This is a genomic window from Paenibacillus sp. 01T443 (assembly GCF_056398325.1).
In genome coordinates, this window is record NZ_JBFTPE010000006.1 from 188,604 (window position 1) to 213,016 (window position 24,413).

The window sequence follows — 24,413 nt, forward strand, 5'->3', positions numbered from 1 at the left end:
CTTCCCTTCAAGCATAGTTAAAAGTTTAGCTCCACATATAAGCGTAGCCGCTGTTTTTTTCATTTTTTTCTTTAAGTTCGCCAAGAAGAGCTTTTTGTTCAGCTGCTGAAACACCTGCAATTTGCAGTTGACCACCCATAGCCATAGACATTTTTCCAGTGCTGCTTACCAACTGACGAATTGTTTCTTTTAACATTTTAACTCCTCCGCTTCTCTACTAATATTTAGAAAACTAGTATACTAATATAATATAACAGGAAATGAATCGACATGAAACGCAAAAGTGATTCGTATTTACCGAAATGACTTTTGCGTGATTTGATATCTTTGTTAGTTATTATGTAGTTTTAGGGTTTATTATATGCAAAAATGTCGATTTCCAAGGACTAATTTCCTGTATATCGTCTAGTAATTCTTCAAACCTGTTGTAGTGCATTCGGCTCATTACAGACCCGTATAATATAGTTCCTGTTCTTTCGCATGCTTCGAGAAAAATCTCATGGTTCATGGCAACGTCATCAACCGTTCGGCTTCCTTGAAAATACTCCCTGATCCAAAGGTCCTCTTCCGCATCGCCTTCTATTAAATATAGTGTAAGCAACGTCCGCTTTTTTTGCAAAAAGTCGCTTTTATCATCCCATCTCAGTAAATCTCGCAAATCATTTTGAATCTGGGCAGCTAGGCCGATATCAATCGAATATTCTGCAACGATAGGATGCCAAGGGCGTCCCGCCAACATAACGCCTGTCATGCAAGCGAATTGAAGCAATGCCGCGGATTTTTGCTTTATGACTTCTAAATAGGCTTGCTCGTCATTCATTTCATTCAAAATATCTAACATCTGGCCGTTTGCCGACTTCATCAACTGCTCATTCATCATATCTAAAAGTGCAATTCGCTTCTCTGCATTCGAAGTGCTTTGAAGCATTGCTTGCTGCGACAAGGTAAGGAGCGCTGTCGCAACATGAAGCGCTACAGGTAGAGGCGCTTGCATCCAAGGCTTATGCGGTGCATCCTGATCCTGTAAATCGTCTAATATATCCGATGCCAGTATAAATAGCTCCACTGCTGCGGCTGCTTTGTAGGGATCTTCCCCTTGACCGCCAAACATATCATAGTGCAGCAATGTCAGCTGTCCAAACCGAAGCGATTCAGCCAGCTTGTCCTCAATAAATGCTTCTGCAAAACGAAGAAGAGGCTCAGCTGTAAAAAAACGCTGAACCTGCTTCTGCATTTGTTGTCCAATGAGTGGAATACAATCTTTCACAAGCGATCCTCCGCCAAATCAAGATCCTATCATTATACTATGAATTCATTAAGAGAACATACGCTGAAATATAGTTACTAATTGTCCCAACCAATGTAGTGTCTTTATGCCGTGGCAGTCGTAGATGCGTTTGCGCTTTTTTTCCTTTTGCGTTTCTTTCTTCTGACTTTCCTCCTCATTCATTTGATTCATTAAACTTGCAATCATCTCCATCCGTTTTTCTAATAGTTTTCTGCGCTCGACTGACGGACTTTCGATGCGATCGCGATGATCCATTGACTAAAAAGCCCTCCTTGAGGTATGCCTATACAATGAAAAGTCGATGTTATTCTCCGTTTATCCTTATACGCTTACACTCCCATCCATTTCAACTGCGTGATGCATATAAACGGCTTCCATCGTCATTCCGCCACCCGGCAGCTGAGCAATTAACGTAGACGGGTTATCGCATGTTACGAATTCACCCTTGCGCATGACGGAAACCCGATTGCAATTGCGCTGAATTTCTTCCATATCATGAGAAGCGACAATAATAGTTTTCCCCTGCTGTTTAAGCAGCTGCAGCAGCGCCCAATAATCACTCTTGGCCTGCGGATCGAGTCCCGTCGTCGGTTCATCCAAAAATATGATTTTCGGATCGTTTACGAGTGCAATAGCGAGCGCCGTCCGTTGTCTCCAACCGCCAGATAACCGTTTTACTAATTTATCCGAATAGGGGCTAAGTCCGAATTGTTCAATTATGTGATCCAAATTGTTTTTCCGTTTATAAAAGCCCTGAAACATCTCCATTGCTTCACGAACATTCATTTTATCTACTAAAGTCGTGCTCTGCAGATGAATACCGATATCTTCCTTCAACCGTTCTGCTTCGAGAACCACATCATGTCCGTATATGCGAATGCTGCCTCGGTCCGGCATGCGAATACCCATTAGCATTTCTAGTAGTGTCGTCTTTCCAGCACCATGAGTACCGATAATACCGAATATTTCACCTTCGTTCACTTTGAAGGATACTTGGTCTACTGCCCTATTCGCACCATAATACTTGCTGACCGAGCTTACCTGAATGATCGTTTGCTTATCCATTCCTTGGTTACCTCCATTCACACTTAAGCATTCTTAAGCTACTAGCTTTAAGGTGAGATTTATGTTTTGGTATGCGTCATAGTTTTACGATAACGCATGCGGCTAACTTTTTCACCGAAAACCTGTCTAGTAATTCACGCAATTTTTTTGCGTGACCGCAATGAAAGCGCAAAACAAAAGAATGGGCATCGATTCATTCTGTCTTCAAATACCCCCAAAAAACTATTCACAGTTATCCACAAAGATATCAACAGTTCTGTATAAATTGTTAGTTAATTCTGTCAGTAGTGCTCTAGTATTATAGTAGGAATTCCGCGGATTTCGTCGATTCATAGGTACAATTTCTCACGTTCATTTCATTTATCCACTTTATTCACATTATCCACAGTTTAATGGCATAAATTTTATCCCCCATTAGTTCACAGTGTTAACCTTTCGTAAATCCAGTGTTTTCGCGTATTTCAGCATGTTATGCACAAAATGGGGGGTGTTTGTGGATAACTTTGTGCACAACACTAATATTGGCAAATGTTTAGCTTTATTTTCTAATCCCTATATACAACAAATGTGACGATGAACCTAACAAATGGACATTTTCTGCAGAATCATATATCAATTGCATAAGCGAACGATATTCGTTATCCCCAGCTGCCTTCCAATAATTAAATTGTTCCTTTGTCAAAGCTCCGGCAATACTCGAGGAACCGATTAGCTTGACGGTTTCAAACCCGTTTGCTTCCATTAAAGGCTTAATATCATCTATATGAAAAGAATAAGCGCCCGTAAACCTTCCTTCATCTGAATGATTAAATACGCCTGTTTCCAAGAAAGCCCGAATCTGAGTCATATTGTCGGTAGGTCTCCAGCTTTGCGGATCGGCCAGCGCATTAAGCAAATGCCTAATTCTTGTCATAAAAGACACAAACACATAACCGTCCTTTCGCGTCACCCGGTGCAGCTCTTTAACAGCCTGTTCCCTGTCGCTTTGCAGCTGCAAATGATAGAGCGGCCCCATCATAAGCGAAGCATCGAACGTCTCGTCGGAAAACATGCTCAAGCTCCTGGCATCCGCTGCATGAAAACCTTTAAAGCGTTCTAGTAATGCCTGCTCCTCTGCTTTTTCGCGTGCGATTTGTACCATCCTCGGCGTCAAATCGGTCAGTGTCACGGTATTCCCACCCCGGGCAAGCTCCATGGCGTATTTGCCGGGACCAGCCCCGTTATCCAAAACATGTCCGCCCTTAGGCACAAACCGGCTTATAAAATGCCAATTCACGATAAACTCAAGGGGCGCTCTATCGAGACGCCCCCATTCATCAAATTGATTATAATATTGAACGATATGATTCATTTCATCTGCCTCCTTTAATAAGGCTAACTCCAAAAATAATGCTGATTATCCCATAGTAGAGAACGAAGAAACATTTTCTACTAAGGGATAACAAGACTTAGCTCTCCATGAAGATCAATTTGCCGCTCGGCTTGTTTTTGTTTCGACTACTCTGCTGCCTGTTGTCATAACCGCTTGATTGCATGCTGATACATAAGCCTGTGCAGCTGCCAGCACGATGTCATTATGAATTGAAGTCCCGCGGAAGCGCTGCTGCTGGTGCACAATGCTGACAACCGCTTCGCCATGAGCATCCTCGCCTGTGGATAACGAATGAAGCTCCAGATCCTCAAATTCGGCAGCTATTGGAATAGCTTGTTGAATCGCGTGGATAACCGCTTCAATCGGGCCTGCTCCCATTGCGATGTAAGACTGCTCTGCTCCGAACTCATTTTCACGAATCGTTACCGTTGCCGTGCGCGACCGCTGTGTGCCGGCGTGTACATGAAGATCTACCAGTACGTATGGATCCGGCTGGGTTTGGGTAAGCTCTCCCGCGATACGGATCAGTTCATCGTCCGTAACGATCTTTTGAGCATCGGCTTTCTCCTTGAACTTGTCATACACATTCTGAAGCTGATCTTCCGTCATGTCGATGCCGTATTCTGAGAGACGGTGTTTAATGGCATGGCGACCGGAATGTTTTCCTAAAATAATCATGTTCCGCGATATACCCATCGCTTCAGGATCCATGATTTCATACGTATTGCGGTTTTTCAGCAAGCCGTCCTGATGGATTCCTGATTCATGCTGGAATGCATTCCGTCCAACAATGGGTTTATTATAAGCAATCGGGAAGTTCATCGCGCGGCTAACGATACGCGAGGTTTCGTAAATTTCGCCGATTTGAATGTTTGTTTCAGCTTGAACCGCATCCTTGCGCGTTTCAATGGCCATGACCAGCTCTTCTAAGGAGCAGTTGCCCGCGCGCTCGCCAATTCCGTTTACGGTAACTTCAATTTGCGTAGCACCCCCATGGATGGCTGCAATGCTGTTTGCTACGGCAAGGCCCAGATCATTATGGCAATGTGCGCTGTATCGTACCGTGTCTCCGCCTCTCGCCTCCTTGCGAACGGCTTGGAACAGCTCCCTCATTTCCTCTGGCATCGCGTACCCCAGCGTATCCGGAAGGTTTATGATCGTCGCCCCCTCCGCAATAACCGCTTCAACCAGCTGAATAACAAAATCGCGGCCGGATCGTGTCGAATCCATTGCCGAGAACTCGATCTCATCTACGAATTGCTTGCCGTAAGCGACCATATCGCGGGCAATTTTCACCACCTCATCGCGCGATTTGCGCAGCTGGTGATTCAGATGAATGTCTGACGACGAAATAAACAGGTGAAGACGTCTGCGAGCGGCATCTTGTGTCGCTTTTACTGCAGCGTCAATATCTACCTTCACTGCTCTGGCAAAACCGGCGATTTCTACATGCTGCAGCTCACGGGAAATTTGCTGTACGGCAGCAAATTCGCCCGGACTTGATACAGGAAAACCAGGCTCGATAACATCAATTCCTAATTTTCCAAGCTGCCGTGCAATGATGATTTTGCGTTCCGAATCAATCGAAGCCCCTGGTGATTGCTCACCGTCCCGTAAAGTCGTATCGAATATTTGTATTTTTTTCATTTCGTTCGCCATTGTTATTTCCTCCTAAGGTTTGATTGAGATTGATATGTCCTTTTTTGGGTACAAAAAAAAGCTCGCCGTCTCCTTGTAAGAGACGACGAGCTTTCGCTGCCGTGGTACCACTCTAATTGACAGAATCTTACCGCAGAAGTTCGACAAAGCTGCCCTTTTATAAAAGGTTCTTTGCTTACCTCGCAGGAATCCATGCCCGCTTAAATGCCCGATGACGGCGGCTAACCGTAACGGTGTAGATATTGGCTGTCACAACCGTAACGCAGCCCTTTTCCACCGTTCCGCTCCCAGGCGAGATTCAAACTCAGCTTCGACTGCGTCGCACCACACCGCAGCTCTCTGTACGGACTCGATTCCTCACTGCTCTGCATGAGTTTAACGAATGCCGTTTTGCCAGCTTATTGTTCTACTGCTCCTGTTCCTTGCGTTTCTACTCTATATGGTTTACTTCACATTCGACTAAAGGCCATATACTTCGCTTCATAGACAACAAGAAAAGCCTGTCGTCTCTTGAATCAAGAGACGACAGGCTATAAAGACCCGCGCGGTACCACCCTTGTTGACTCCCATACGCTCGCAAACGAGCAGGGACGCCCAACTTAAGCATATGGCCAACTCCGGATGTTGACTCACATGCACCCRATTACGGAGGTTAACCGTAACAATGTACCTGCATGGCTGATCAGCATTTATAAAAATGCCGCCATCGTTTCCACTGTTCCGCTCCCAGGTGAGCTTCAAGCATCCTTCGACTGCGTTGCACCAACCCGCAGCTCTCTGTGTCGCAGCAGTACATGAATGAAGCTCATTCATAACGGCGCTGCCAACATTCCCGGACAAGCTTTACTGTTCCTGTTCTTTGCGTTTGTAACGTATGAGATTGAAGTTTGTTTTGAAGTATTGTTGCTTATTATATGCTCTTAGAAATAGTCTGTCAATTCCAATTCTAAATCTTTTTTAACTGTTTTTGCTAACAGACCAGCTCTCCAGCGAAAAGCCTGGATCGGCCTTCATATCGAGATCGGTAAATTCAGACCGTTTAAGTTTTAGATAAGCTGCCGCACCAATCATCGCCGCATTATCCGTGCAGAGCGTATTCGGCGGGATAAGGAGCGGCACACGTTCAGACTCGCATTTCGCCGTTAAAGCTGCTCTTAAGCCCCTGTTAGCCGCCACTCCGCCGCACAAAAGCAGCTGCTTCGCGCCGTATTGACGAACTGCGCGCAGCGCCTTGGTAACAAGCACCTCTGTAACCGACTCTTGAAAGCCGCGTGCAAGGGCTGCTTCGTTAAGTTCCAGACCCTTCATTCTTGTCTGGTTAATAACGGCAAGCACGGCAGATTTCAAACCGCTAAAGCTGAAATCATAGCTGTCAGGCTCCAGCCAAGCACGCGGAAGAGTAATCGTTTCCTCCGCTTCGACAGCCAGCTTGTCAATATGCGGCCCTCCTGGGTAGGGCAAACGCAGAGCGCGCGCTACCTTGTCATACGCTTCACCTACTGCGTCGTCTCTTGTGCGCCCGACGACTTGAAAATCGCCTTCGCTCTCCATAAGCACGAGTTCCGTATGACCGCCAGAAACTACGAGTGCCATACATGGATATACAATGTCATGCACAAGCTCGTTAGCATAAATATGTCCTGCGATATGATGCGTGCCGATTAATGGAATATCCAGCGCCATCGATATGCTCTTTGCAGCCACAATCCCAACGAGCAGAGCGCCTACAAGACCCGGACCCTGCGTGACTGCAATGGCCGACATGTCTTTTAGCGTGAGCCCGGATTCCTTGACAGCCTGCTCGATAATCAACGTGATCGACTCCACATGCTTGCGCGAAGCAATTTCCGGCACGACGCCTCCGTAGCGCTCATGAATTTCAATTTGACTGGATACCACATTTGATAAAATATGTTTGCCGCCGCGAATAACGGCTGCCGATGTCTCGTCGCAGCTTGTTTCTATCGCCAAAATAATATCATTCATCGACTGCGTACTAGCTGCCTGTCCCGACTGACTCACGTTCATTGCTCCCCTGCCTTCAACCGCTCATGGTCAAGCTCTGCCCACATAATAAGCGCGTCTTCATTGTTATCCGAGTAGTAACGCGGACGAATTCCTGCTGGCTCAAAACCGTATTTACGGTACAGCTGCTGGGCAATTTCGTTGGAGGGACGAACCTCCAGCGTCATTTTGACTGCGCCAAAAAAAACCGCCGTCCGCTGCAGCTCGGCAAGCAAGCAGCTCCCGAGCCCTTGCCCGCGAAAATCAGCTTTTACCGCGATGTTCGTCACATGCGCTTCGTCCATAATGACCCACATGCCGCCATAGCCTATGATTAGGCCTTCGTATTCCATGATCATATAACGGGCAAATAAGTTATTCATAAGCTCATTCGTAAACGCCTCCGCTGTCCAAGGACTCGTGAAGGCTTCATGCTCGATATCAACGATAGCAGGAATATCCGCCATCGTCATGGCACGGTAAATGAGCTCATTCACATCTACCTTCATACCTTCGCTTCACCTGCCTGCTTCGCTTTCCAAACGACTTCAGCCTCGGTAAGCTGCGTGTAGTTAGGAATAAAAGTATGCGGGTCCTCTACCAGACCTGCTTCAAGTCTAATACGGCCAAGCTTTGCTATCCACTGTCCCTCTTGGATATATGGCTGGAGCCGAACCGCTGCGCCTGCGGACTCGCCAACCTGCTGCAAGCGCGCCGCCTCTTGCTCATGAAGAGACAAATCCCCCACTAGTGAGATGCTTCGAACCTTGCCCTTCTGCTCTGCCAATCGCTGCTCCAGCTGATCCACAAAGTCCTTCATAAGACGCACGCCATCATCAAGCCAGCGGCTCCACTCCGTCCTATTGTTCATCGAAAAACCGGAGGAGTAAACCTGCCCTCGCCGTGCATCCATAATCGGAAGTATCCAGTGTTCGCCATCCAGCGTATTATCTAACTCCGCTTGCTTCTCCGAATGCTGGTGCCAAGCGCCATAAGCAAGCGCCTCTAGGCTGGATACGCCGATTAAAGGTTTGTTCCAAACCCAAGCAAGCGTCTTGGCTACGGACACCGCAATACGCATTCCTGTATAGGAGCCAGGTCCGTTTCCTACAGCGATTGCCTCAATGTCTGAATCGGTAATCCCGCTTTTCAACAGCATTTCCTTAATGTGCGTAACTACGTGAACCGAGTGATTTCTCTCGGCCAATGTTTGTATTTCAGCAAGCACTTCTTGACCGCTTACAATTGCGGCAGCCATCGATGCCGTTGACGTATCTAAAGCCAAAATGGTTCCTTCTTGCCTCTGTCCGGTTTTCATCTGCCTGCTCCTATCTCGCTTACTGCACGGCACCAGCTTGCGTAAATTTCGCCATGACCTGTTAGCTGTATGCGCCGTTTTTCATCGCCTAGGTGCTCGATATACAGCTCCAGCCGCTCAGCTGGGAGCAGCTCTTTAATCAAGCTTGCCCACTCTACGATTGTTACGCCGTCACCATAAAAATAATCGTCCAAACCAAGCTCGTCCGCTTCCTCCAGCGAAAGCCTGTATACATCCATATGATAAAAGGGAAGCTGTTCCCCTTCATATTCTTTTATAATGGTAAAGGTCGGGCTATTTACGATTCCCTTTACGCCGATCACTCTGGCAAAGGCTTGCGAAAATCGCGTTTTGCCTGCGCCTAAATCGCCGTCCAACGCAAGTATTGCGCCCGGTTTTACCCAAGCAGCAAGCTGCTCAGCCAAGGCTACCGTATCTTGCTCCGTTTGCGTAAGCCATGTGGCTTGGTTTATCTGTTGCTGCATATTCTATTCACCCGTTCATCACGAAAAATGATTGTATCCGCGCTTCTTAAGTTTTACTCTCTTCTCCGATGGGGACTTATAAACCTGATTATAGCGTATGAGCTCTACTCCAGGCTCGCCCTCCTCGGTTTCCCCGATAATAAAAAATGGTAGGCCCTCTTGATGAAAAGCAGCTCGCATGAATTCCGCATCCTCGGAAGCCATCGTACCCAGCAATACATAATCTTCGCCGCCATAGAGCATCCAATCAAGCGGATCGATGCCCAACCTTGACGCATAAGCTGCCAAGGTTCCGCTTCTCGGCAACTGCGCTTCCCTCAGCACAAGGCGCAGCCCCGAGGCCTCCGCAATTTCCCATGCCTCGCTCGCCAACCCGTCGCTAACATCGTTTAGCGAGCGGCAGCTTCCGCGCGAAAGCAGAAGCCGCCCAGCACGCACCGACGGACTCGGCCGCTGATGCGCTAGCACGATCGACGCCTCCGGCTCACTGCTGAAATCAGCCGGATACAGCGTCTCACCTGCACGCTCCTCCTGCGCCAGCAGCGCGTGCAGGCCCGCCGCCGACATCCCGACGGCGCCGGTCACAAACACCGCATCGCCCGGCTTCGCGCCAGAGCGGAGCAGTTCACGCCCCGCTTCAACGGTTCCCGTCACCGTTACCGCGACAACCAACTGCCCCGGCGTCGACGTCGTATCGCCGCCTGCAATCGCAACCCCGTAGCGCTCGGCGCACTCGTACAGCCCATCGTACAGCCTCCGCATCCGCTCCGGCGTGTACGCGGCCGGCACGCTGACCGAGACGAGCGCATGCAAGGGCACGCCCCCCATCGCGGCAATGTCGCTAATGTTCGCCGCAAGCGCCTTATAGCCGACATCCTCGTCCCGCATCGTCGACTGTTTAAAGTGGACGGTCTCCACCATCGTGTCGACCGCCAGCAGCAGCCGCTTCGGAACAGCTACGCCATCCTCCGCGGAAGCGGGATCTACGACAGCGGTATCGTCGCCTATACCCGTAATAACGCCGCGCCGCTGCTGCCATTTGCTCTCCTGCCTGGCCGCCGTCCAATGATGAATACTCGCAAACTCATCCAAAATGCAGTTCTCCTTCATCCAAGCCCCAGTTTGCCGCTCGCTTCAAGCAGATCCGGCCTCGTCATCTGTTCATAAGGACTACTATCATCATTAGTGAATATCCCGTTTCTTAAACCGTCCGCCCTTCACATCGTGAATATTGCCGACAGCGAGAAACGCCACGGGATCGAGTTCATGTACGATAGACTTCATCTTTGCTTCTTCCAGGCGCGTAATGACACAAAAAATAACGCGTTTGCTGCCGCCCGTAAAGCCGCCTTCCCCATGCAAATAAGTAACGCCGCGTCCCAGCCTGCTCATGATCGCCGCGCCGATCTCTTTCGCTTCGTCGCTAATAATCCAAACCGCCTTGGATTCATCAAAGCCCTCGATGGTCACATCAATCATTCTGAAAGCAATGTAATACGCGATAAGAGAATACATCGCCCGGTCCCAGCCGAAAACAAAACCAGCGCTGCCGAGAATAAATAAGTTGAAAAACATTACCGTCTCGCCAACGGAGAATGGAAGCTTCTTATTAAACAAGATCGCAACGATCTCAGTACCGTCAAGCGAGCCCCCGAAACGAATGACCATACCGACTCCAATGCCCAGAATCACGCCGCCAAAAATAGCGGCCAAAAAGGGCTCAACCGTAAGCGGCGGCACCGGATGAAGCAAAAACGTTCCGAGCGACATCACCGATACGCCATATAAGGTCGAAATCGCGAAGGTTTTTCCGATTTGCTTATACCCGAGAAACAAAAAAGGCAAATTCAATAAAAACAGAAAAAGACCGAGCGGCAATGAGGATAAATGGGAGGCCATGATCGATATACCGACAATACCGCCATCAATAATGTGATTTGGTACTAGAAAGATTTCCAATCCAACCGAGACGAGCGCAGCGCCGAGCGTAATAAATAGTACTCTTCGCAGCACTTCGAGCTTGGACAGCTTGTGGTGCTGTAATGATCCCATAAGTGAACTCACATCCCCTACTGGCTCTTTTTCTCATCATTTTACCTTAAACGCTACCAGATATAAAGCAAGTCTACTATTATTGCAAAAAGAAACCTTCCGCTCCGGCAGCATGCAGCAGCCGATTTGGAAGGTTTCTGAGTTCCTTTGGTTAGCCGATAACCGAGAACGCTTCTACGCCCGCCGGTATCGATTTGGTGCGATAGACTCTGCCAAAGCTATCATATACCTGAATGGTATAATTCGTGGTCGTTAATGTCGTTATCAAACTAAAAAACACGACGCCGAAACGATCAAAAGCCGCGGTTTGAATAAGCGTACTGCCTCTATACAAAGCTGCGTTAAAGCCTGTTGTATTGAATGGAACACCGCTGCCGTCAACCCACAATACCGTCAAGCGATTAAATGTAGGACCGCTTTGAATTCTGCGGGCACTTGATTTATTTAGTAGTATTTTATCCACGTTTTTAGGATTAAATAGAGGGGGTACTACCCGATTTGCCATACTTTCACTCCTTCCCGCATTTATATTAAAATATGCGAGAATCGAAGATTTGGTATGGTCTGGCTCCTATATGAACTGCCTAATCTAACCGCTGAAAGCTTTATAGCTCTTTGACGACGGTAATAAACAGCTCGTCCTTCAGCTCGATCTCATAGGGCGAGGCCGGCATCGTGCCATCGGGCTCCATGATGATGCGTACGCGTGGACGATGAACGGCAAGCTCGTTATTTTCCGATACGACACCGACCTGCCCGGTACTGAGCAGGAGCGAGGTGGCCACCGGATAAATCGATATATGTCGACAAAAGAGCTTAATAAGCTCATGATCAAAAAAAGTACCTCCGGCGGCAAACAGAAACTCGATGGCTTCGCTCGCCGTATAACGCTTCCGGTACGGTCGCGGGGAAGTTAACGCATCAAACGTGTCCGCTAAGCCGACGATTTGACCATACAAGTGAATTTCACTTTCCTTGAGCCCGCGCGGATAGCCCGAGCCATTAAAGCGCTCATGATGCTGCAGCGCGCAATGCGCGGATACGATCGATATATCATGATACTTCCGCAAAATATCGAAGCCGTCCTTCGCATGCCCTTGAATAATAGTACGTTCCTCTGCCGATAAGGCTCCAGTATGATTCAATAGCTTCTGCGGAACCTTTGTCATCCCGATATCGAAGAGAAGCGCGCCAATGCCCAGCTCTTCCAGCTGATTACGGTTAAGGCCTTTTGCTATGCCCATGATGCCAGCAAGCACAGCTACATTAAAGGAATGCTGAAACAAATAACCGTCCATGGCATGAATACTCGTTAAATTAACAAGCATATTTGGTCTTGAAGATAGGTCCTGCATGATTTGTCCAAACACCGCCCGGAAATTCCGGCCCATGTCGGGTGCGATCGTCCGGCCTTTTGATATGTTTTGGTCTTTGAATGAGTTCATCGTTTTATAAATGGTATCGACCGCTTGCTTACGTGTTTCATCTCTGATCGTATCCTCGGGAATAAGATCCTCCGTTAAGCCATCCTCTATGAATAGAAAATCAATGCCCAGGTTACGCAATCGATCGATGTAACGATCATTGAGCTCTACCCCTTCTCCCAGAAGTACGTTGCCGTTTTCTTGGAAAATGGGTTTAGCCACTCTGTCTCCCGGCTTGACCATTCCAATTTGCACTTTTCTCATTAGATTAGTTCCCGCCTTCGATAGTTTAGCGCTTGTAACCCGATAGCATCTATTTTAGCAGAACTCTCCCCTACTGACTATGCAGACCGCACAAGCGTAAACGGCTGACGCCGTCCTTGGCGGCAAAAGCTCGTTTCGCGGTGAAATATAAGCATCGTATAAGGTTAAAATTTATACGTTCTTATATTTTGAAAAAAAGCCCGAACATCATGTTCGGGCCTCTAGGCTAGTTTTCGTTTTACAATCCGGTTGCGGCCATTAAATTTCGCTTCGTACAGCGCAGCATCCGCCTGCGCGAGCAGCTCCCGTAAAAAGGCTTTGGGGTCCGCAAGGTCAGATGGTTCAAAGTGCTCAATGGAGATGACGCCCATGCTTATCGTTACCGAGACCGGCATTTCACCGTTCCCCATATTGATTTTGTTCTGCTCTACCGATTCCATCAGCAGCTCGGCAATTTGATCCGCCTGATCCCGGTTTGTATGCGGCAAATACACCGTGAATTCTTCTCCGCCGTATCGGGCCAAAATATCCGTAAACCGTAACGAGCCCCGCACTGCATCCACCGTGCCGCAAAGCACTTCGTCGCCAACCAAATGTCCGTACTTATCGTTGATGGATTTGAAGTGATCCAGATCAAATAAAAAGATAGAAAAGGGAATGCCGTAACGGATATTCGCAACGACCTCTTGCTCAAGCTGATGCAGCAAATACCGTCGGTTGAAGCAGCCTGTCAATCCGTCGGTTATCGCCATATGCTCCAGTTTTTTATTCGCTTGAAACAGCTCATCCTGCATAATAAGCAGATCGCGGTTTCGATCCTGAAGCTGCTCATTCTGGTCATTTGTCTCTTCTACGAGCAGCCGGAGCTCGGTTACGTCCTGGAAGGTAAGCAGCCTTCCTACCGGTGTTTTCTTATTATTCAGAATAGGAGCCGATTGAACGATAATATGCCGGTACTTATCGTAAGATATAGCAATTTCGATCTCATGCCTGTCCAAAGGCCGCTTACGCTGCTCCTCGAAAAAAGCCGTAAACTCCCTTGATACCTCTCCCTTGAACTGCGGGCCAAGCAGAGCAGGATTAAATTTATCGCCTATGCGCAGCCGCAGGATCGGCTTGATCACTTTATTCACTTCTATGATGATATCATTCTCGTCCAATACGATAATGCCCATCGACATCGTATTCATAACGTCCCTTTGGACCGTTTGAATAATGTCGAGTACTTTATTCCTTCTGATGGCATGAACCAGATAGACAGCCGCAAGCGCCATGCCAACTGAAATAAGCGGAACATATCGATTCATTTCCTCAATGAGTACAACATTGACAATCAAATCAGCGATAGCAAACGAAACCAACACGAACATGCCGGTTATTGCTGTCTTGATTAAAGTACGCTGCCTAACCGAATTTTCGCCTCGCAGCTTGTAAAACATGATCGTGAACGAGATTACCATATAGAGAATCAGCTGGACAATCATAATCCAATATAACGGCCCATGCTGAAGCTGCTTCATCGGGCTGAGCCGTTCATTGATACTTAAAAACATGCCGTTTGGGTTGATGACGACTGCTGCTACGGATGTAAGAGCAGGTATGGCTAAAATGAACAACCGGCTCTTTCGTATCACATACGACTGGCCGGTAAGAAAAAGGATAAAAGCAAACCAACCAATGCCAAGCAAGGAAAGCCCTATGTATGAAACCGAGAGATAGAATAGTTTGAAGGCCGTTGCGGTAACTGTCTGGTAAACGAATTGAGAGAGTGTCCAGCTCATAAAAACGATATGTAAAGAAAGGTAAATGCGATGCAGGACCGTAACGGTGCTTGTGGCAAACACGTAGAAAAACAAGCCGAGCAGCACTAGAAACATACTAAAGTCTAGCCAGATCATCCATTCCATTACGGTTCACCCATTCATTTGATAGCCATCTTCTTCCATTGTAGCAAATGTTAATTATATCGACAATTACTTAACATCAAAAAACTCAAAGTTTAACAATCGTCTTAATAACCATTATTTAGAGATGGCATTCGGCCAACGCTCAGCGAGCATTTGCTCAAGAGAGGGCGAGATGTTCAGAAACTGGCGGAATTGCTCGTACTGCTCCCATTTTTTCATAGAAATCCCCTGCTGATCCGAACGAACGGCACGAATAAGCAGATTTTTGGGCGTATGCTCCGGATCTACGAATTCTAGCATTTGCACCTTGTACCCCAATACCTCAAGCAGGGTCCCGCGTGCCGCATCCGTTGCCAGCGCAGAAAAACGCTCCTTCAGCAAGCCTTGCGACAAAAGCGGCGAGAGTACATCGTTATCGACCTGTTTGAACAGCTCATGCTGACAGCACGGAACTGACATAATAACCGAGGCTCCCCAGTTGACCGCCTTAGCAAGGGCAGCATCCGTGGCTGTATCGCATGCATGCAGGGTGACGACCATATCAGCTGCTTGCAGCTCCTCATATTCGGCAATGTCGCCAACAAGAAATTGCAGCTTATCGTAACCGAGCTTCTCCGCAAGCTCAGAGCAGAACGCGATGACATCCGCTTTTAAATCGAGACCGATAATATTAATTTTCCGCTGCTGCTCTACTGCAAGCAAATGGTAAAGCGCAAACGTCAAATACGATTTACCGCAGCCAAAATCAACGATCGTAAGCTCCCTGTCTGTCGGCAAGTACGCAAGTACATCCGTAACCATCTCCAGGAAACGATTGATCTGCCTGTATTTATCTTGTTTTTTCGCATGGACCAAGCCCTCAGGCGTCATGATGCCCAGCTCGACAAGGAACGGCGCAGCTTTGCCTTCCGCGAGCACCCGCTGTTTTTGCCTGTTATGCTGCTGGACTCCTTTTTTCGAATCCCCTGTAGGAGGCTTCTTCAGCACCGCTGCTTTGCCTTTCTTATTAAAGAGCAGTTGGACATCAGCCTCAGGCGTTTTCACAAGAGCTTGCCGGTAATTTTCCTGCAGCAGGTCAATGACTCTCTCCGCAGCCTTTGTCCCTTCAATATTGTCATGCGTAACTTTATTCGCAAAATGATATTCAAATTGATAATAGAGTCCGCTCTTCATCTCGATTGGACGGATGACTGTTTTGGGCGCCACGGTACCGTCCTTCCGCTTAGGCTGGCTTAGCGTTGCCTGCAGCAGCTCTTTGCCGCTGATCCATTTTGAGATGTCTTGCTGCCATTGTTCCGTCATGCGCATCTTCACTCCTAGGCCTTTATTGAAGCTAAGCATACCGTTTTACCGTTCTACGCTTAGTCTAAAGTCATATTTACTTGCTTGATAAAGCTTCTAGGCCCTGCTTGATTTCCTCGCGGGGCAACCCGCCTGCCTCAAGCCGTTCATCCGACTGCAGCAGCATTCGTTTGTAAAGCTCCTCTGCCTCTGCCCGGCCAAGTCCGTTATCCTCGAGCAGCTCATGCATGAGATTCTCGGYGGAATCATAACGGCCCTCCTCCATATGCCAATCCGTAAGAAGCCGCTTGGTCTGCCTCGGAAGCTCATATGGCAGGAGCCGCTCCAGCAGCTCCTTGATCTGCACGCGAGGCTCCGCGAGCGTCGGCTCCGCGCCAACAAGCGATAACCGCAAAAAGAGATGGAGAGATTTCAGATTGGCAATGAAGCTCTCGTCCTCCTTGCCCAGCTCCGCATTCAGCTCAGCCTCATGCTTCATCAAGATAGCGATTGCTTGCAAATGATCGGTTTCCAATATACCGTTCGTCGTCATCATCCTCATCAAATCGTCGTCCGATAATGAACGAATGAGCTTGCTGCTCAGACGGAATTTTTTATCCAGCAGCTCGTCTATGAAAAGCAGCGCGTCCTCATGCTTTCGTTCGCGCCTCAGATTCAAAATTTGGCCGACGGCTTCCGTCATTTGCTCAATCATCCGCATGAAGTAATCGCGTTGAAACATATCGCTTCCCCTCTCCCTGCATGTTACTGCTTTGAATTCACGAAGCTGACGATTGCTGTGATTAGCTCCTTCGGCTGCTCCACCATTCCCATGTGGCCGGAGCTGCCTAGTTCTACCTTTGTTGTCGAACCGTTCACTGCCGCAAAAGCACTCTCCAGCGGAATGACTTTATCATTGACGCCTGCTACCAGCAGCACGGGCAGCTCTGCCTGCTCGATAATATGCTTGCGGTCAGGCCGGGCCTTCATCCCTTTGGCCGTGGCGATCGCGCCTTGCAGAGCTGTGCCGTAGCCGATTCGTTTCCCGCGTTCGACCTCGCCTTGCAAAGCTTCTACGTTAGCCGGGGCAAAGAGCTTAGGAATAAGCCCGTCTACGAATGACTGAACACCGTTTTGCTCTAATGCCGCAACGGCCTTATCCCGGTTTTCCTTCGCTGCGTCGCTGTCCGGGAGCGCTGTCGAATGAATGAGACCGAAGCCTGAGAGCTTCTTCGCATATTTCTCTGCGAATGCCAAAGTGATATAACCGCCTAAAGAGTGACCGAGCAGCACCGCGTTGTGAATTTGCAGCTTGATCAGCAATTCGGCAATATCCTCTGCATACATTTCCATCGTGTAGACCTCTTCGTTCGGCGCAGAGCTTCTGCCATGTCCGCGCGCGTCAGGCGCAATAATGCGTACCGATTGTTCCAGCTCCTCTACAATGCTCTCCCAATACGCAGAGCTGCCGCAATAGCCGTGAAGCAAAACCACAACCTCGGAAATACCGTCCGCTGCTCCGCCGTCATGCGGGTGGGAATCATAATAAGCCAGTTCTACTCCGTTATTCAAAAATAGCTTGCGCTGCGCGATTGACTCCACATTACCTAATTCTTCGTTGCTCATTTACTGTATGCTCCTTTACAAAACCGGGATTTGTAATTCAGGATTTACTGATGTCGCATCATCTATGTAGCTGCCCCAAGCTGCTTCGATTGCATTCACTACCTCGTTTGCCATACGCATCACTTGATAAAGCGACGTCGTTTGCAGCATCCAATAGGCCTTTGGGCCATTTGCATTCACTACGCCGGCTATACTGTAATCTCCGATTGCCGGCAATCTGCGCCCGATGGCTTTCCCTGGCTGAAGCGGGCCCTCCGACACTAGGCAGCGTCCAATAGAGCCTGGTTTTCCAAGGCAAGCATCTATAGCGATGATCGTGCATTCCTTAGGTACCTCAAGTGCCGCGTGCTCTACGGCATGCGCATCGCAAGGCTGCTGCAGCGTCCCGATGACAATCGGCCAGCCGCGTTCCTTAAGCAGGCTTCCTGCAAGAGGACCAAAGGAATCGCCGGTTGAACGGTCGCTGCCAATACAAACAAATGCAATGCGGCTTCGATCTTGATGCTTATTTGCAACTGCCTCAAGAAATAGATCTATTTCACTTTTCGTTAGCTGTTCCGTCGCCTTGCACCTGCCCTGTGATTGATTACTTTGTCATTCTACTATTAATTGTATCCAATTTTAAGTTACTGTTCAATTTGTGGTCATTCCCTTTTGAAACATGTTACAATTGCAGCAAAGCAACATGTCCGAATACGCTTATTTCCCCGAGGCCGCTTACGGCTCACAAAAAATTCAGGAGGCACTCCATGACTAATTTAGACTTGCAAACCCAAGAAAATGTCGAATTTATGATTGAGGTTATCAAAACAAAGCTTAAAATGGCTTCCGCCGCAGCTATGCAGGCATCTAACTTCGACCTTGCCAAATATGAGGATATAAGAGACCTTTACGAAGTCGTCGCATCCAAGGAAAAGTTTAGCATTAGCGAGGTTGAAGCGCTTGTGTCCGAGCTTGGCAAGCTGCGTTTACAATAATGTTTTTTTAAAGCAAAATATTCCAGTATCAGACAATAATTTTCATTTTCCAACATAAGAAGAACCGAGCCTGGCACTTTCGCCGAGCTCGGTTCTTTTTTTGCTTTTACAGCTATTAATCCTGTTCTTCGGCTTCCACTTCCGCAGCTTCTATAGACAGCTTAATCGATACTTCTTTATGCTCGCCTTTAAGGAAATGTGCGATTCTCTCCAGCTTATCTGCGAGTTCAGGCCCGCTTAACGTCGTATTCAAGTGATAGTCAAAGCTATCTGCCGGCAGCTTCCGATCCGAGTAAGCATTCTGCCCTGCCCAGCCGCGATCTCCGCCCGCATTGGCCCTGGCGATCAACTGCTCTTGTACAGGATAAAATTTATCTGATTTATTTACGACTCTTTCATAAATGCGCAGCTTCTTCAGCAGCATGTAATATTGGGCGGAATGTTTAAAATTCCAAGCCTCTCGAATATCTTTAAGCGTATAGTCCATCTTCCAACGCTTAAGCTTCTCTACCTGCTCGTCTGTGCTCAGCTGCAAAAAATCGTCTAGCGGCAGCATTTTTTCGGACATCATGACCCCTCCGATAAATAGTTTATAGAGTTATAAAAATAATTATTCAAATAGCTTTGTTTATCATATAAAAAATACCATAAATTTTGTCACTTTACAAATTAATATAATTTCACATTTCATGTTTATTAAGCGTTTTGGCTCATTCTTACAAAAATATAAAAACCTCCATTCCGCCGCTGATCATCCAGCGCAAATGGAGGTTCTTTTATACTATGCTCTTTGAAGCCCTATTGTCGTTAAGAACCGCTCGAATGCTGCAGCGCCGTCTGCTGTACGCTTGTACACCCCTGCGTCCTTCAGCACCTCCAAGAACTTGCCGCCTGTTTCAGACTCCACGATTGTTTTGGCTTGCTCCGCTGTATTAGCCGTGCCAAAGCGCTCGATAAGCGACAAGAGCCAGTCCGCATGCTTATGAAGCGGATGTGTATCAGCCTGAAGTTCAGCGGAAGTAGCTGCTGCCTCGCCTGTCAAATAAGCTGCGATTTGCTCTAGCTCATCCTTCAAGCGTCCTGGCAGCACCGCAAGCCCCATGACTTCGATTAACCCGATGTTTTCTTTCTTAACATGATGCAAGTGCTGATGCGGATGGAAAATGCCGTCCGGGTGCTCTTCGCTTGTACGGTTGTTGCGCAGCACCAAATCGACCTCATATTCGCCGTTATCACGCAGCCTTGCAATAGGCGTGATGGTGTTGTGAGGCGTTAGCTTACCGTCCGCTTCCTTGGTGTAAGCAAGCACATCTGCCGCAGCATCGCTATAAGCCCGCCACTCGTCGAGCAGTCGGCATGCCGCGCTGTGTACGTCTGCCTTTGACGTGCCATTGACCCGTACGACAGACATCGGCCAATTCACGATACCAAAGCGAACGCCGGGAAGCTTCGGATCAACAAATAAGACATCAGTGGAGGCAGCCTCCATCGGAAACACGTGACGGCCGCCTTGGAAATGGTCATGGCTTAGAATCGAGCCGCCAACGATCGGCAAATCGGCGTTAGAGCCGATAAAATAATGCGGAAATTGCTCCACAAAATCGAGCAGCCTTGCAAAGGACGAGTGGGATATAATCATCGGCTCGTGCACGCCTTTGAAAATAATGCTGTGCTCGTTGTAGTACACATAAGGAGAATATTGGAAATACCATTGCTCCTCTTGCAGCGTCAGCGGCAATACACGCAGGTTTTGACGCGCAGGATGATCCGGACGTCCCGCGTATCCTACATTTTCGACGCATAACAAGCATTTCGGATATTTCGCCTGCGGCATCGTTTTGAGCAGGGCAATTTCCTTCGGATCTTTCTCAGGCTTCGAAAGGTTAATCGTGATTTCGAGTTTGCCGAACTCCGTCTCATGGGGCCAGTACAAATTTTTGCGTATGCGGTCCATCCGAATATAGTTCGAGTCGATGCTCAGATTGTAGAAGGCATCGGTGGCTGCTTTTAGCCCCTCTTCCTTAGTTAAACGCTGAAATGCAGCGCTCACTTCGGATGGACGCGGCAATAAATAACCCATGATGCGGGCATCAAGCAGGTCGCGGTATGTTGTAGAGTTGTCTGGGATCAATCCGATTGCATAACCGTAATCGAGCAGCCACTCCAGCAGCGGAACCGCGCTCTCCAGATGCTCCTCGGTTACATTCCCCTCGAAAGCTTCCGTGAAGCCAAACAAATCAAGCAGCTCATTTCTGGCTGCATGCGTATCCAGCTGATCGGCCAGCAGCTTACGCTGCACAGCGAACTGCAGCAATCTTTCGATTAGAATCAGCGCGTCGTTAGCTGATATCTCGTGTTGTTCTTTTGCCAATTGATGTAGCCCCTTTCGGTTAAGCGGGTAACCTTAGTCGTTGTAACCGTTTGGATTCGCTTCATGCCAGTTCCAAGCGCTTCTTATAATGTCCTCGAGTTTGTCGCGTTTCGGATTCCAGCCCAGCTCCTTGCGGGCACGATCAGACGAAGCAACAAGCGTAGCCGGGTCGCCTGCGCGGCGAGCCTCAAATACGGCAGGAATTTCTTTTCCGGTTACGGCTCTGGCAATATCGATGACTTGTTTGACCGAGAAGCCCGTTCCGTTACCCAGGTTGTAAACGGCACTGTCCGCTCCGCTGCGAAGGCGGTCTACAGCCAGCACATGCGCGTCAGCCAAGTCGCTTACATGGATATAGTCGCGGATGCAAGTGCCGTCCGGCGTATCGTAATCTTCCCCGAAGACGGAAATATGCGGACGCTGACCAAGCGCTGCTTGGAGCACGATTGGAATCAAATGCGTTTCCGGGCTGTGGTCTTCGCCGATTTTTCCGCTTTCATGCGCGCCGGCTGCATTGAAGTAGCGAAGGGAAACGAACTTGATGTTATGGGCAACATCGAACCATTTCATCATTTTTTCCATAGCCAGCTTCGTTTCGCCATAAGCATTGGTCGGAAGCGTACGGTCAAACTCATCGATTGGCACGTTTTCCGGCTCGCCGTAAGTTGCGGCAGTGGACGAAAATACGATTTTGCGAACATTATACTCGTTCATCTTCTCAAGCAGGCACAGCGTACCGAACACGTTGTTATGATAATATTTCCCAGGGTCCTTCATGCTCTCGCCCACTAGCGAGTTTGCTGCGAAATGAATGACCGCATCGATCTCGTTCTCTTTAAATACCGTATCCATGAACGCTGCATCGCGAAGATCGCCCACGTAAAGTTTCCCTCCAAGCAATGCGCTGCGATGTCCTTGCTGCAGGTTGTCGACGATAACGATTTCTTCACCGCGCTCCTGTAAAGCCGCTACGGCATGCGAGCCAATATAACCTGCTCCACCTGTCACTAAAACTGCCATCTTTCATTTCCCCTCTCCAAATGGTTGCTGTTGAAATAAAGTGATTATACGAGACGTTCTACGCCGTTTCCAATGGTGCATACATAGAAGTCAGCCTTTAAGCCTGTCGCTTCGTTGTATTTGCGGCCTACCTCTTCTTGGAACGCTTCTAAGCTGTCTTCATGCACGAGTGAAACTGTGCATCCGCCAAAGCCCGCGCCCGTCATACGGGAGCCAAGCACGCCTGGCACTTGACGAGCCGCCGCAACCATCGCATCCAGTTCTGCGCCTGTTACTTCATATAGATCGCGCAATGAATCATGGGAGCCGTTCATCAATTGGCCGAATTGAGCCAGGTCATTTGCTTTCAGAGCTTTGATCGATTGCAGAACGCGGTCGATTTCTTCCACGACATGCTGAGCACGTTTCTGTACGGTCTCATCCTTAATCAAATGCTTAGCGGAATTGAACTGCTCAAGGCTGATTTGTCCGAGCAGAGTAAGCTCGGGGAACGCCCCTTGCAGATCCTGAACCGCTTGCTCACATTGCGCACGACGCTCGTTATATGCTGAATCAACAAGACCGCGGCGTTTATTCGTATTTCCGATGACAAGCTTATATTTGCCTGAGACAAAAGGAATAAGATCATACTCGAGCGTATCGCACATTAAGAGAATCGCATGGTCCTTTTTGCCGTTTGCTACGGCAAATTGATCCATGATGCCGCATTGCACGCCGTTAAATTCATTTTCGGATTTTTGCGAAAGCAAAGCGATTTTCACCTTGTCTGTCTTTAGGCCTTCCAGCGTTTGAAGCGCGAACGCCGTTACAACTTCAATGGAAGCAGAGGAGGAAAGTCCAGCTCCGTTCGGAATCTCGCCATGGTACAGCAAGTCGTAGCCGTTAGTGAATTGCACGCCGCTTTGTTGAAGCTCATATACGATTCCTTTTGGGTAGTTCATCCAGTCGTCAGCCTCATCATAAACAATCGCATCCAGCGAGAAGCTTTTCGAAGAAGGGAAGTTCGTTGTCGCAAGTCCAAGCTGGTTGTCTGGTCGCTTGCGGATAAGCAGAGTCGTACCGAAGGTTAGTGCAGCCGGGAAAACATAACCTCCGTTATAATCTGTATGCTCCCCGATCAGGTTTACACGGCCCGGAGCATGGAATACGGCGATGTCGCCCGCTTCTCCGCCGTATTGCTGTATGAATTGCTGTGTTAGCGCGTCAATGTTTGCCATTTGCTATCACGTTCCTTTTTATCAAATTAGTTTGTTTTGATTTCAACTTCAGTATAAGGGAACCCGCTGTAAAACGAAATGGCGGCAAGTGCTTTTTATATGGATTAATGTGACTTCTCTGTAGGTCAGAGGACATGCTATGATAGTGAAAACTATGCAATTGTTCGCATTATCATTTCAATATAAAGCAGGTGTAATGTAAAATGCAGCAGGATATGTATAAGGTAGCCTCCAATCCGGTTATTGACGGCAGCGAGAATCCGAGGCTGAATGTGCTGTTTGCCGGCGAGAGCCAGACCAAGCCCCTCCACCGGCTTGGCCCAAAGGTGTATGATTTTTATTTAATGCATACCGTGCTCGAGGGCAAAGGGCTTTTTATTTGCGACGGCAATAGGCATGAGCTCCGTGCCGGCCACACTTTCCTGATTGAKCCGGAGCAGCTGATCAGCTACGAATCGGACAACGACCAGCCTTGGCGGTACCGCTGGGTCGCTTTTAATGGAACGCAAGCGGCCGAGCTCGTTTCCGCATCCGGCTTTACTGCCGGGCAGCAGGTTGTGTTTACTCCGGATAAACGGCGCACCAGTGCCTTGTTCCGTCAAATATTCGAGACCTTCAGGCGCGGCGGCATCGCGGCGGATATGAAGGCGGCCGGCTATCTGCACTTGCTGCTGGCCGAATACAAAACATTATTGCTTTCACAAAGCGGAAGCTCGCCGCGCACCGCGCAGGCAGAGGGCGACCATCTGTTCCGGCAGGTTGTCCATTACTTGTCCACGCAGTATGCCCATCCGGTTTCTATTGCGCAAATGGCAGAATCTCTTGGTTATAACCGGGCCTATTTGTCTCGCTTGTTCAAGCAGCGGACCAGCGTATCCCCTGTAACATTCCTCCTTCAACTGCGAATCGACAAAGCGCGGCAGATGCTGCGCGAACGTCCCGAGCTTACGATTGAACAGATCTCCGCCTCTGTCGGACTGCAGGACGCGCTTTATTTCTCGAAGCAATTCCGCCGTTTTCACGGACAATCGCCAACGGCATATCGCGAAGCGATGCGGAGCCTTGAGGAATAATTTTACCATT

At 48.5% G+C, this 24,413-nt stretch carries 25 protein-coding genes; 2 read left to right on the plus strand and 23 right to left on the minus strand.

Annotated features, from left to right (window positions below):
• Nucleotides 1-25: 25 nt before the first annotated feature.
• From AC1DLI_RS11680 to yyaC, 19 genes are all read right to left on the minus strand, one after another.
• Nucleotides 26-196: a competence pheromone ComX gene (locus AC1DLI_RS11680; RefSeq protein WP_308999593.1), complete on the minus strand. Its 171-nt coding sequence runs from the start codon at nucleotides 194-196 to the stop codon at nucleotides 26-28.
• A 141-nt stretch (nucleotides 197-337) separates the two neighbouring features.
• Complete coding sequence (locus AC1DLI_RS11685) at nucleotides 338-1,267, minus strand: polyprenyl synthetase family protein (protein ID WP_477602677.1); 930 nt, start codon at nucleotides 1,265-1,267, stop codon at nucleotides 338-340.
• A 48-nt stretch (nucleotides 1,268-1,315) separates the two neighbouring features.
• The gene (locus AC1DLI_RS11690) at nucleotides 1,316-1,543 is read right to left on the minus strand and encodes a hypothetical protein (protein ID WP_477602679.1); all 228 of its coding nucleotides are present in this window, start codon (nucleotides 1,541-1,543) and stop codon (nucleotides 1,316-1,318) included.
• 66 nt (nucleotides 1,544-1,609) lie between these two features.
• Nucleotides 1,610-2,353, minus strand: a complete 744-nt coding sequence (locus AC1DLI_RS11695; RefSeq protein WP_477602681.1) for an ABC transporter ATP-binding protein — start codon at nucleotides 2,351-2,353, stop codon at nucleotides 1,610-1,612.
• A 538-nt stretch (nucleotides 2,354-2,891) separates the two neighbouring features.
• Nucleotides 2,892-3,704 (minus strand): class I SAM-dependent methyltransferase, encoded by an 813-nt coding sequence (locus AC1DLI_RS11700; RefSeq protein WP_477602683.1) that lies wholly within the window; start codon nucleotides 3,702-3,704, stop codon nucleotides 2,892-2,894.
• A 114-nt stretch (nucleotides 3,705-3,818) separates the two neighbouring features.
• Nucleotides 3,819-5,372, minus strand: a complete 1,554-nt coding sequence (locus AC1DLI_RS11705) for a 2-isopropylmalate synthase (RefSeq protein ID WP_477602912.1) — start codon at nucleotides 5,370-5,372, stop codon at nucleotides 3,819-3,821.
• Between the two features lie 969 nt (nucleotides 5,373-6,341).
• Complete coding sequence (gene tsaD, locus AC1DLI_RS11710) at nucleotides 6,342-7,412, minus strand: tRNA (adenosine(37)-N6)-threonylcarbamoyltransferase complex transferase subunit TsaD (RefSeq protein ID WP_477602685.1); 1,071 nt, start codon at nucleotides 7,410-7,412, stop codon at nucleotides 6,342-6,344.
• Nucleotides 7,409-7,897 (minus strand): ribosomal protein S18-alanine N-acetyltransferase, encoded by a 489-nt coding sequence (gene rimI, locus AC1DLI_RS11715; RefSeq protein WP_477602687.1) that lies wholly within the window; start codon nucleotides 7,895-7,897, stop codon nucleotides 7,409-7,411. The genes tsaD and rimI overlap by 4 nt, the downstream gene beginning before the upstream one ends.
• Nucleotides 7,894-8,706: a tRNA (adenosine(37)-N6)-threonylcarbamoyltransferase complex dimerization subunit type 1 TsaB gene (tsaB, locus tag AC1DLI_RS11720; protein WP_477602689.1), complete on the minus strand. Its 813-nt coding sequence runs from the start codon at nucleotides 8,704-8,706 to the stop codon at nucleotides 7,894-7,896. The genes rimI and tsaB overlap by 4 nt, the downstream gene beginning before the upstream one ends.
• Nucleotides 8,703-9,191: a tRNA (adenosine(37)-N6)-threonylcarbamoyltransferase complex ATPase subunit type 1 TsaE gene (tsaE, locus tag AC1DLI_RS11725; protein WP_477602691.1), complete on the minus strand. Its 489-nt coding sequence runs from the start codon at nucleotides 9,189-9,191 to the stop codon at nucleotides 8,703-8,705. The genes tsaB and tsaE overlap by 4 nt, the downstream gene beginning before the upstream one ends.
• Nucleotides 9,192-9,209: 18 nt before the next feature.
• Nucleotides 9,210-10,301, minus strand: coding sequence for a thiamine-phosphate kinase (thiL, locus tag AC1DLI_RS11730; protein ID WP_477602693.1), 1,092 nt, complete (start codon nucleotides 10,299-10,301; stop codon nucleotides 9,210-9,212).
• Between the two features lie 72 nt (nucleotides 10,302-10,373).
• Complete coding sequence (locus AC1DLI_RS11735) at nucleotides 10,374-11,243, minus strand: YitT family protein (protein ID WP_477602695.1); 870 nt, start codon at nucleotides 11,241-11,243, stop codon at nucleotides 10,374-10,376.
• Nucleotides 11,244-11,394: 151 nt separating this feature from the next.
• Nucleotides 11,395-11,748, minus strand: a complete 354-nt coding sequence (locus AC1DLI_RS11740; protein ID WP_308999581.1) for a hypothetical protein — start codon at nucleotides 11,746-11,748, stop codon at nucleotides 11,395-11,397.
• Between the two features lie 100 nt (nucleotides 11,749-11,848).
• Nucleotides 11,849-12,931 carry an HD-GYP domain-containing protein gene (locus tag AC1DLI_RS11745; RefSeq protein ID WP_477602697.1) on the minus strand — a complete coding sequence of 361 codons (1,083 nt, stop codon included), beginning with the start codon at nucleotides 12,929-12,931 and terminating at the stop codon, nucleotides 11,849-11,851.
• A 221-nt stretch (nucleotides 12,932-13,152) separates the two neighbouring features.
• Nucleotides 13,153-14,838, minus strand: a complete 1,686-nt coding sequence (locus AC1DLI_RS11750; RefSeq protein WP_477602699.1) for a histidine kinase N-terminal 7TM domain-containing diguanylate cyclase — start codon at nucleotides 14,836-14,838, stop codon at nucleotides 13,153-13,155.
• Nucleotides 14,839-14,952: 114 nt separating this feature from the next.
• Nucleotides 14,953-16,140 (minus strand): class I SAM-dependent methyltransferase, encoded by a 1,188-nt coding sequence (locus tag AC1DLI_RS11755; RefSeq protein ID WP_477602701.1) that lies wholly within the window; start codon nucleotides 16,138-16,140, stop codon nucleotides 14,953-14,955.
• 76 nt (nucleotides 16,141-16,216) lie between these two features.
• Nucleotides 16,217-16,861 carry a DUF6483 family protein gene (locus AC1DLI_RS11760; RefSeq protein WP_477602703.1) on the minus strand — a complete coding sequence of 215 codons (645 nt, stop codon included), beginning with the start codon at nucleotides 16,859-16,861 and terminating at the stop codon, nucleotides 16,217-16,219.
• Nucleotides 16,862-16,884: 23 nt separating this feature from the next.
• The gene (locus AC1DLI_RS11765) at nucleotides 16,885-17,745 is read right to left on the minus strand and encodes an alpha/beta fold hydrolase (RefSeq protein ID WP_477602705.1); all 861 of its coding nucleotides are present in this window, start codon (nucleotides 17,743-17,745) and stop codon (nucleotides 16,885-16,887) included.
• Between the two features lie 15 nt (nucleotides 17,746-17,760).
• Nucleotides 17,761-18,282, minus strand: coding sequence for a spore protease YyaC (gene yyaC, locus AC1DLI_RS11770; protein ID WP_477602914.1), 522 nt, complete (start codon nucleotides 18,280-18,282; stop codon nucleotides 17,761-17,763).
• Nucleotides 18,283-18,494: 212 nt separating this feature from the next.
• Between yyaC and AC1DLI_RS11775 the strand changes: the two genes are divergently transcribed.
• Nucleotides 18,495-18,722, plus strand: a complete 228-nt coding sequence (locus tag AC1DLI_RS11775; RefSeq protein ID WP_477602707.1) for a DUF1128 domain-containing protein — start codon at nucleotides 18,495-18,497, stop codon at nucleotides 18,720-18,722.
• A gap of 115 nt (nucleotides 18,723-18,837) precedes the next feature.
• Here AC1DLI_RS11775 and AC1DLI_RS11780 read toward each other — a convergent pair whose 3' ends face one another.
• The 4 genes from AC1DLI_RS11780 to AC1DLI_RS11795 all read right to left on the minus strand — a co-directional run bounded on the left by AC1DLI_RS11780 (nucleotide 18,838) and on the right by AC1DLI_RS11795 (nucleotide 23,330).
• Entirely contained in the window at nucleotides 18,838-19,290 is a 453-nt protein-coding gene (locus AC1DLI_RS11780) for a hypothetical protein (RefSeq protein ID WP_477602709.1), read from the minus strand.
• Nucleotides 19,291-19,503: 213 nt separating this feature from the next.
• Entirely contained in the window at nucleotides 19,504-21,093 is a 1,590-nt protein-coding gene (locus tag AC1DLI_RS11785) for a UDP-glucose--hexose-1-phosphate uridylyltransferase (RefSeq protein ID WP_477602711.1), read from the minus strand.
• Nucleotides 21,094-21,126: 33 nt separating this feature from the next.
• Complete coding sequence (galE, locus tag AC1DLI_RS11790) at nucleotides 21,127-22,113, minus strand: UDP-glucose 4-epimerase GalE (RefSeq protein ID WP_477602713.1); 987 nt, start codon at nucleotides 22,111-22,113, stop codon at nucleotides 21,127-21,129.
• A gap of 44 nt (nucleotides 22,114-22,157) precedes the next feature.
• On the minus strand, nucleotides 22,158-23,330 hold the full coding sequence (locus AC1DLI_RS11795) for a galactokinase (protein WP_477602715.1): 1,173 nt from the start codon (nucleotides 23,328-23,330) through the stop codon (nucleotides 22,158-22,160).
• 203 nt (nucleotides 23,331-23,533) lie between these two features.
• Here AC1DLI_RS11795 and AC1DLI_RS11800 point away from each other — a divergent pair, with 203 nt between their 5' ends.
• Entirely contained in the window at nucleotides 23,534-24,403 is an 870-nt protein-coding gene (locus AC1DLI_RS11800; protein ID WP_477602717.1) for an AraC family transcriptional regulator, read from the plus strand.
• Nucleotides 24,404-24,413 lie beyond the last annotated feature (10 nt).

Coding starts and splice junctions, on each gene's coding strand:
- AC1DLI_RS11680 (WP_308999593.1), bottom strand. CDS start 196: ATGTTAAAAGAAACAATTCGTCAGTTGGTAAGCAGCACTGGAAAAATG.
- AC1DLI_RS11690 (WP_477602679.1), bottom strand. CDS start 1,543: ATGGATCATCGCGATCGCATCGAAAGTCCGTCAGTCGAGCGCAGAAAA.
- AC1DLI_RS11695 (WP_477602681.1), bottom strand. CDS start 2,353: ATGGATAAGCAAACGATCATTCAGGTAAGCTCGGTCAGCAAGTATTAT.
- AC1DLI_RS11700 (WP_477602683.1), bottom strand. CDS start 3,704: ATGAATCATATCGTTCAATATTATAATCAATTTGATGAATGGGGGCGT.
- AC1DLI_RS11705 (WP_477602912.1), bottom strand. CDS start 5,372: ATGAAAAAAATACAAATATTCGATACGACTTTACGGGACGGTGAGCAA.
- tsaD (WP_477602685.1), bottom strand. CDS start 7,412: ATGAACGTGAGTCAGTCGGGACAGGCAGCTAGTACGCAGTCGATGAAT.
- rimI (WP_477602687.1), bottom strand. CDS start 7,897: ATGAAGGTAGATGTGAATGAGCTCATTTACCGTGCCATGACGATGGCG.
- tsaB (WP_477602689.1), bottom strand. CDS start 8,706: ATGAAAACCGGACAGAGGCAAGAAGGAACCATTTTGGCTTTAGATACG.
- tsaE (WP_477602691.1), bottom strand. CDS start 9,191: ATGCAGCAACAGATAAACCAAGCCACATGGCTTACGCAAACGGAGCAA.
- thiL (WP_477602693.1), bottom strand. CDS start 10,301: ATGAAGGAGAACTGCATTTTGGATGAGTTTGCGAGTATTCATCATTGG.
- AC1DLI_RS11735 (WP_477602695.1), bottom strand. CDS start 11,243: ATGGGATCATTACAGCACCACAAGCTGTCCAAGCTCGAAGTGCTGCGA.
- AC1DLI_RS11740 (WP_308999581.1), bottom strand. CDS start 11,748: ATGGCAAATCGGGTAGTACCCCCTCTATTTAATCCTAAAAACGTGGAT.
- AC1DLI_RS11745 (WP_477602697.1), bottom strand. CDS start 12,931: ATGAGAAAAGTGCAAATTGGAATGGTCAAGCCGGGAGACAGAGTGGCT.
- AC1DLI_RS11750 (WP_477602699.1), bottom strand. CDS start 14,838: ATGGAATGGATGATCTGGCTAGACTTTAGTATGTTTCTAGTGCTGCTC.
- AC1DLI_RS11755 (WP_477602701.1), bottom strand. CDS start 16,140: ATGACGGAACAATGGCAGCAAGACATCTCAAAATGGATCAGCGGCAAA.
- AC1DLI_RS11765 (WP_477602705.1), bottom strand. CDS start 17,745: ATGAGCAACGAAGAATTAGGTAATGTGGAGTCAATCGCGCAGCGCAAG.
- AC1DLI_RS11775 (WP_477602707.1), top strand. CDS start 18,495: ATGACTAATTTAGACTTGCAAACCCAAGAAAATGTCGAATTTATGATT.
- AC1DLI_RS11780 (WP_477602709.1), bottom strand. CDS start 19,290: ATGTCCGAAAAAATGCTGCCGCTAGACGATTTTTTGCAGCTGAGCACA.
- galE (WP_477602713.1), bottom strand. CDS start 22,113: ATGGCAGTTTTAGTGACAGGTGGAGCAGGTTATATTGGCTCGCATGCC.
- AC1DLI_RS11795 (WP_477602715.1), bottom strand. CDS start 23,330: ATGGCAAACATTGACGCGCTAACACAGCAATTCATACAGCAATACGGC.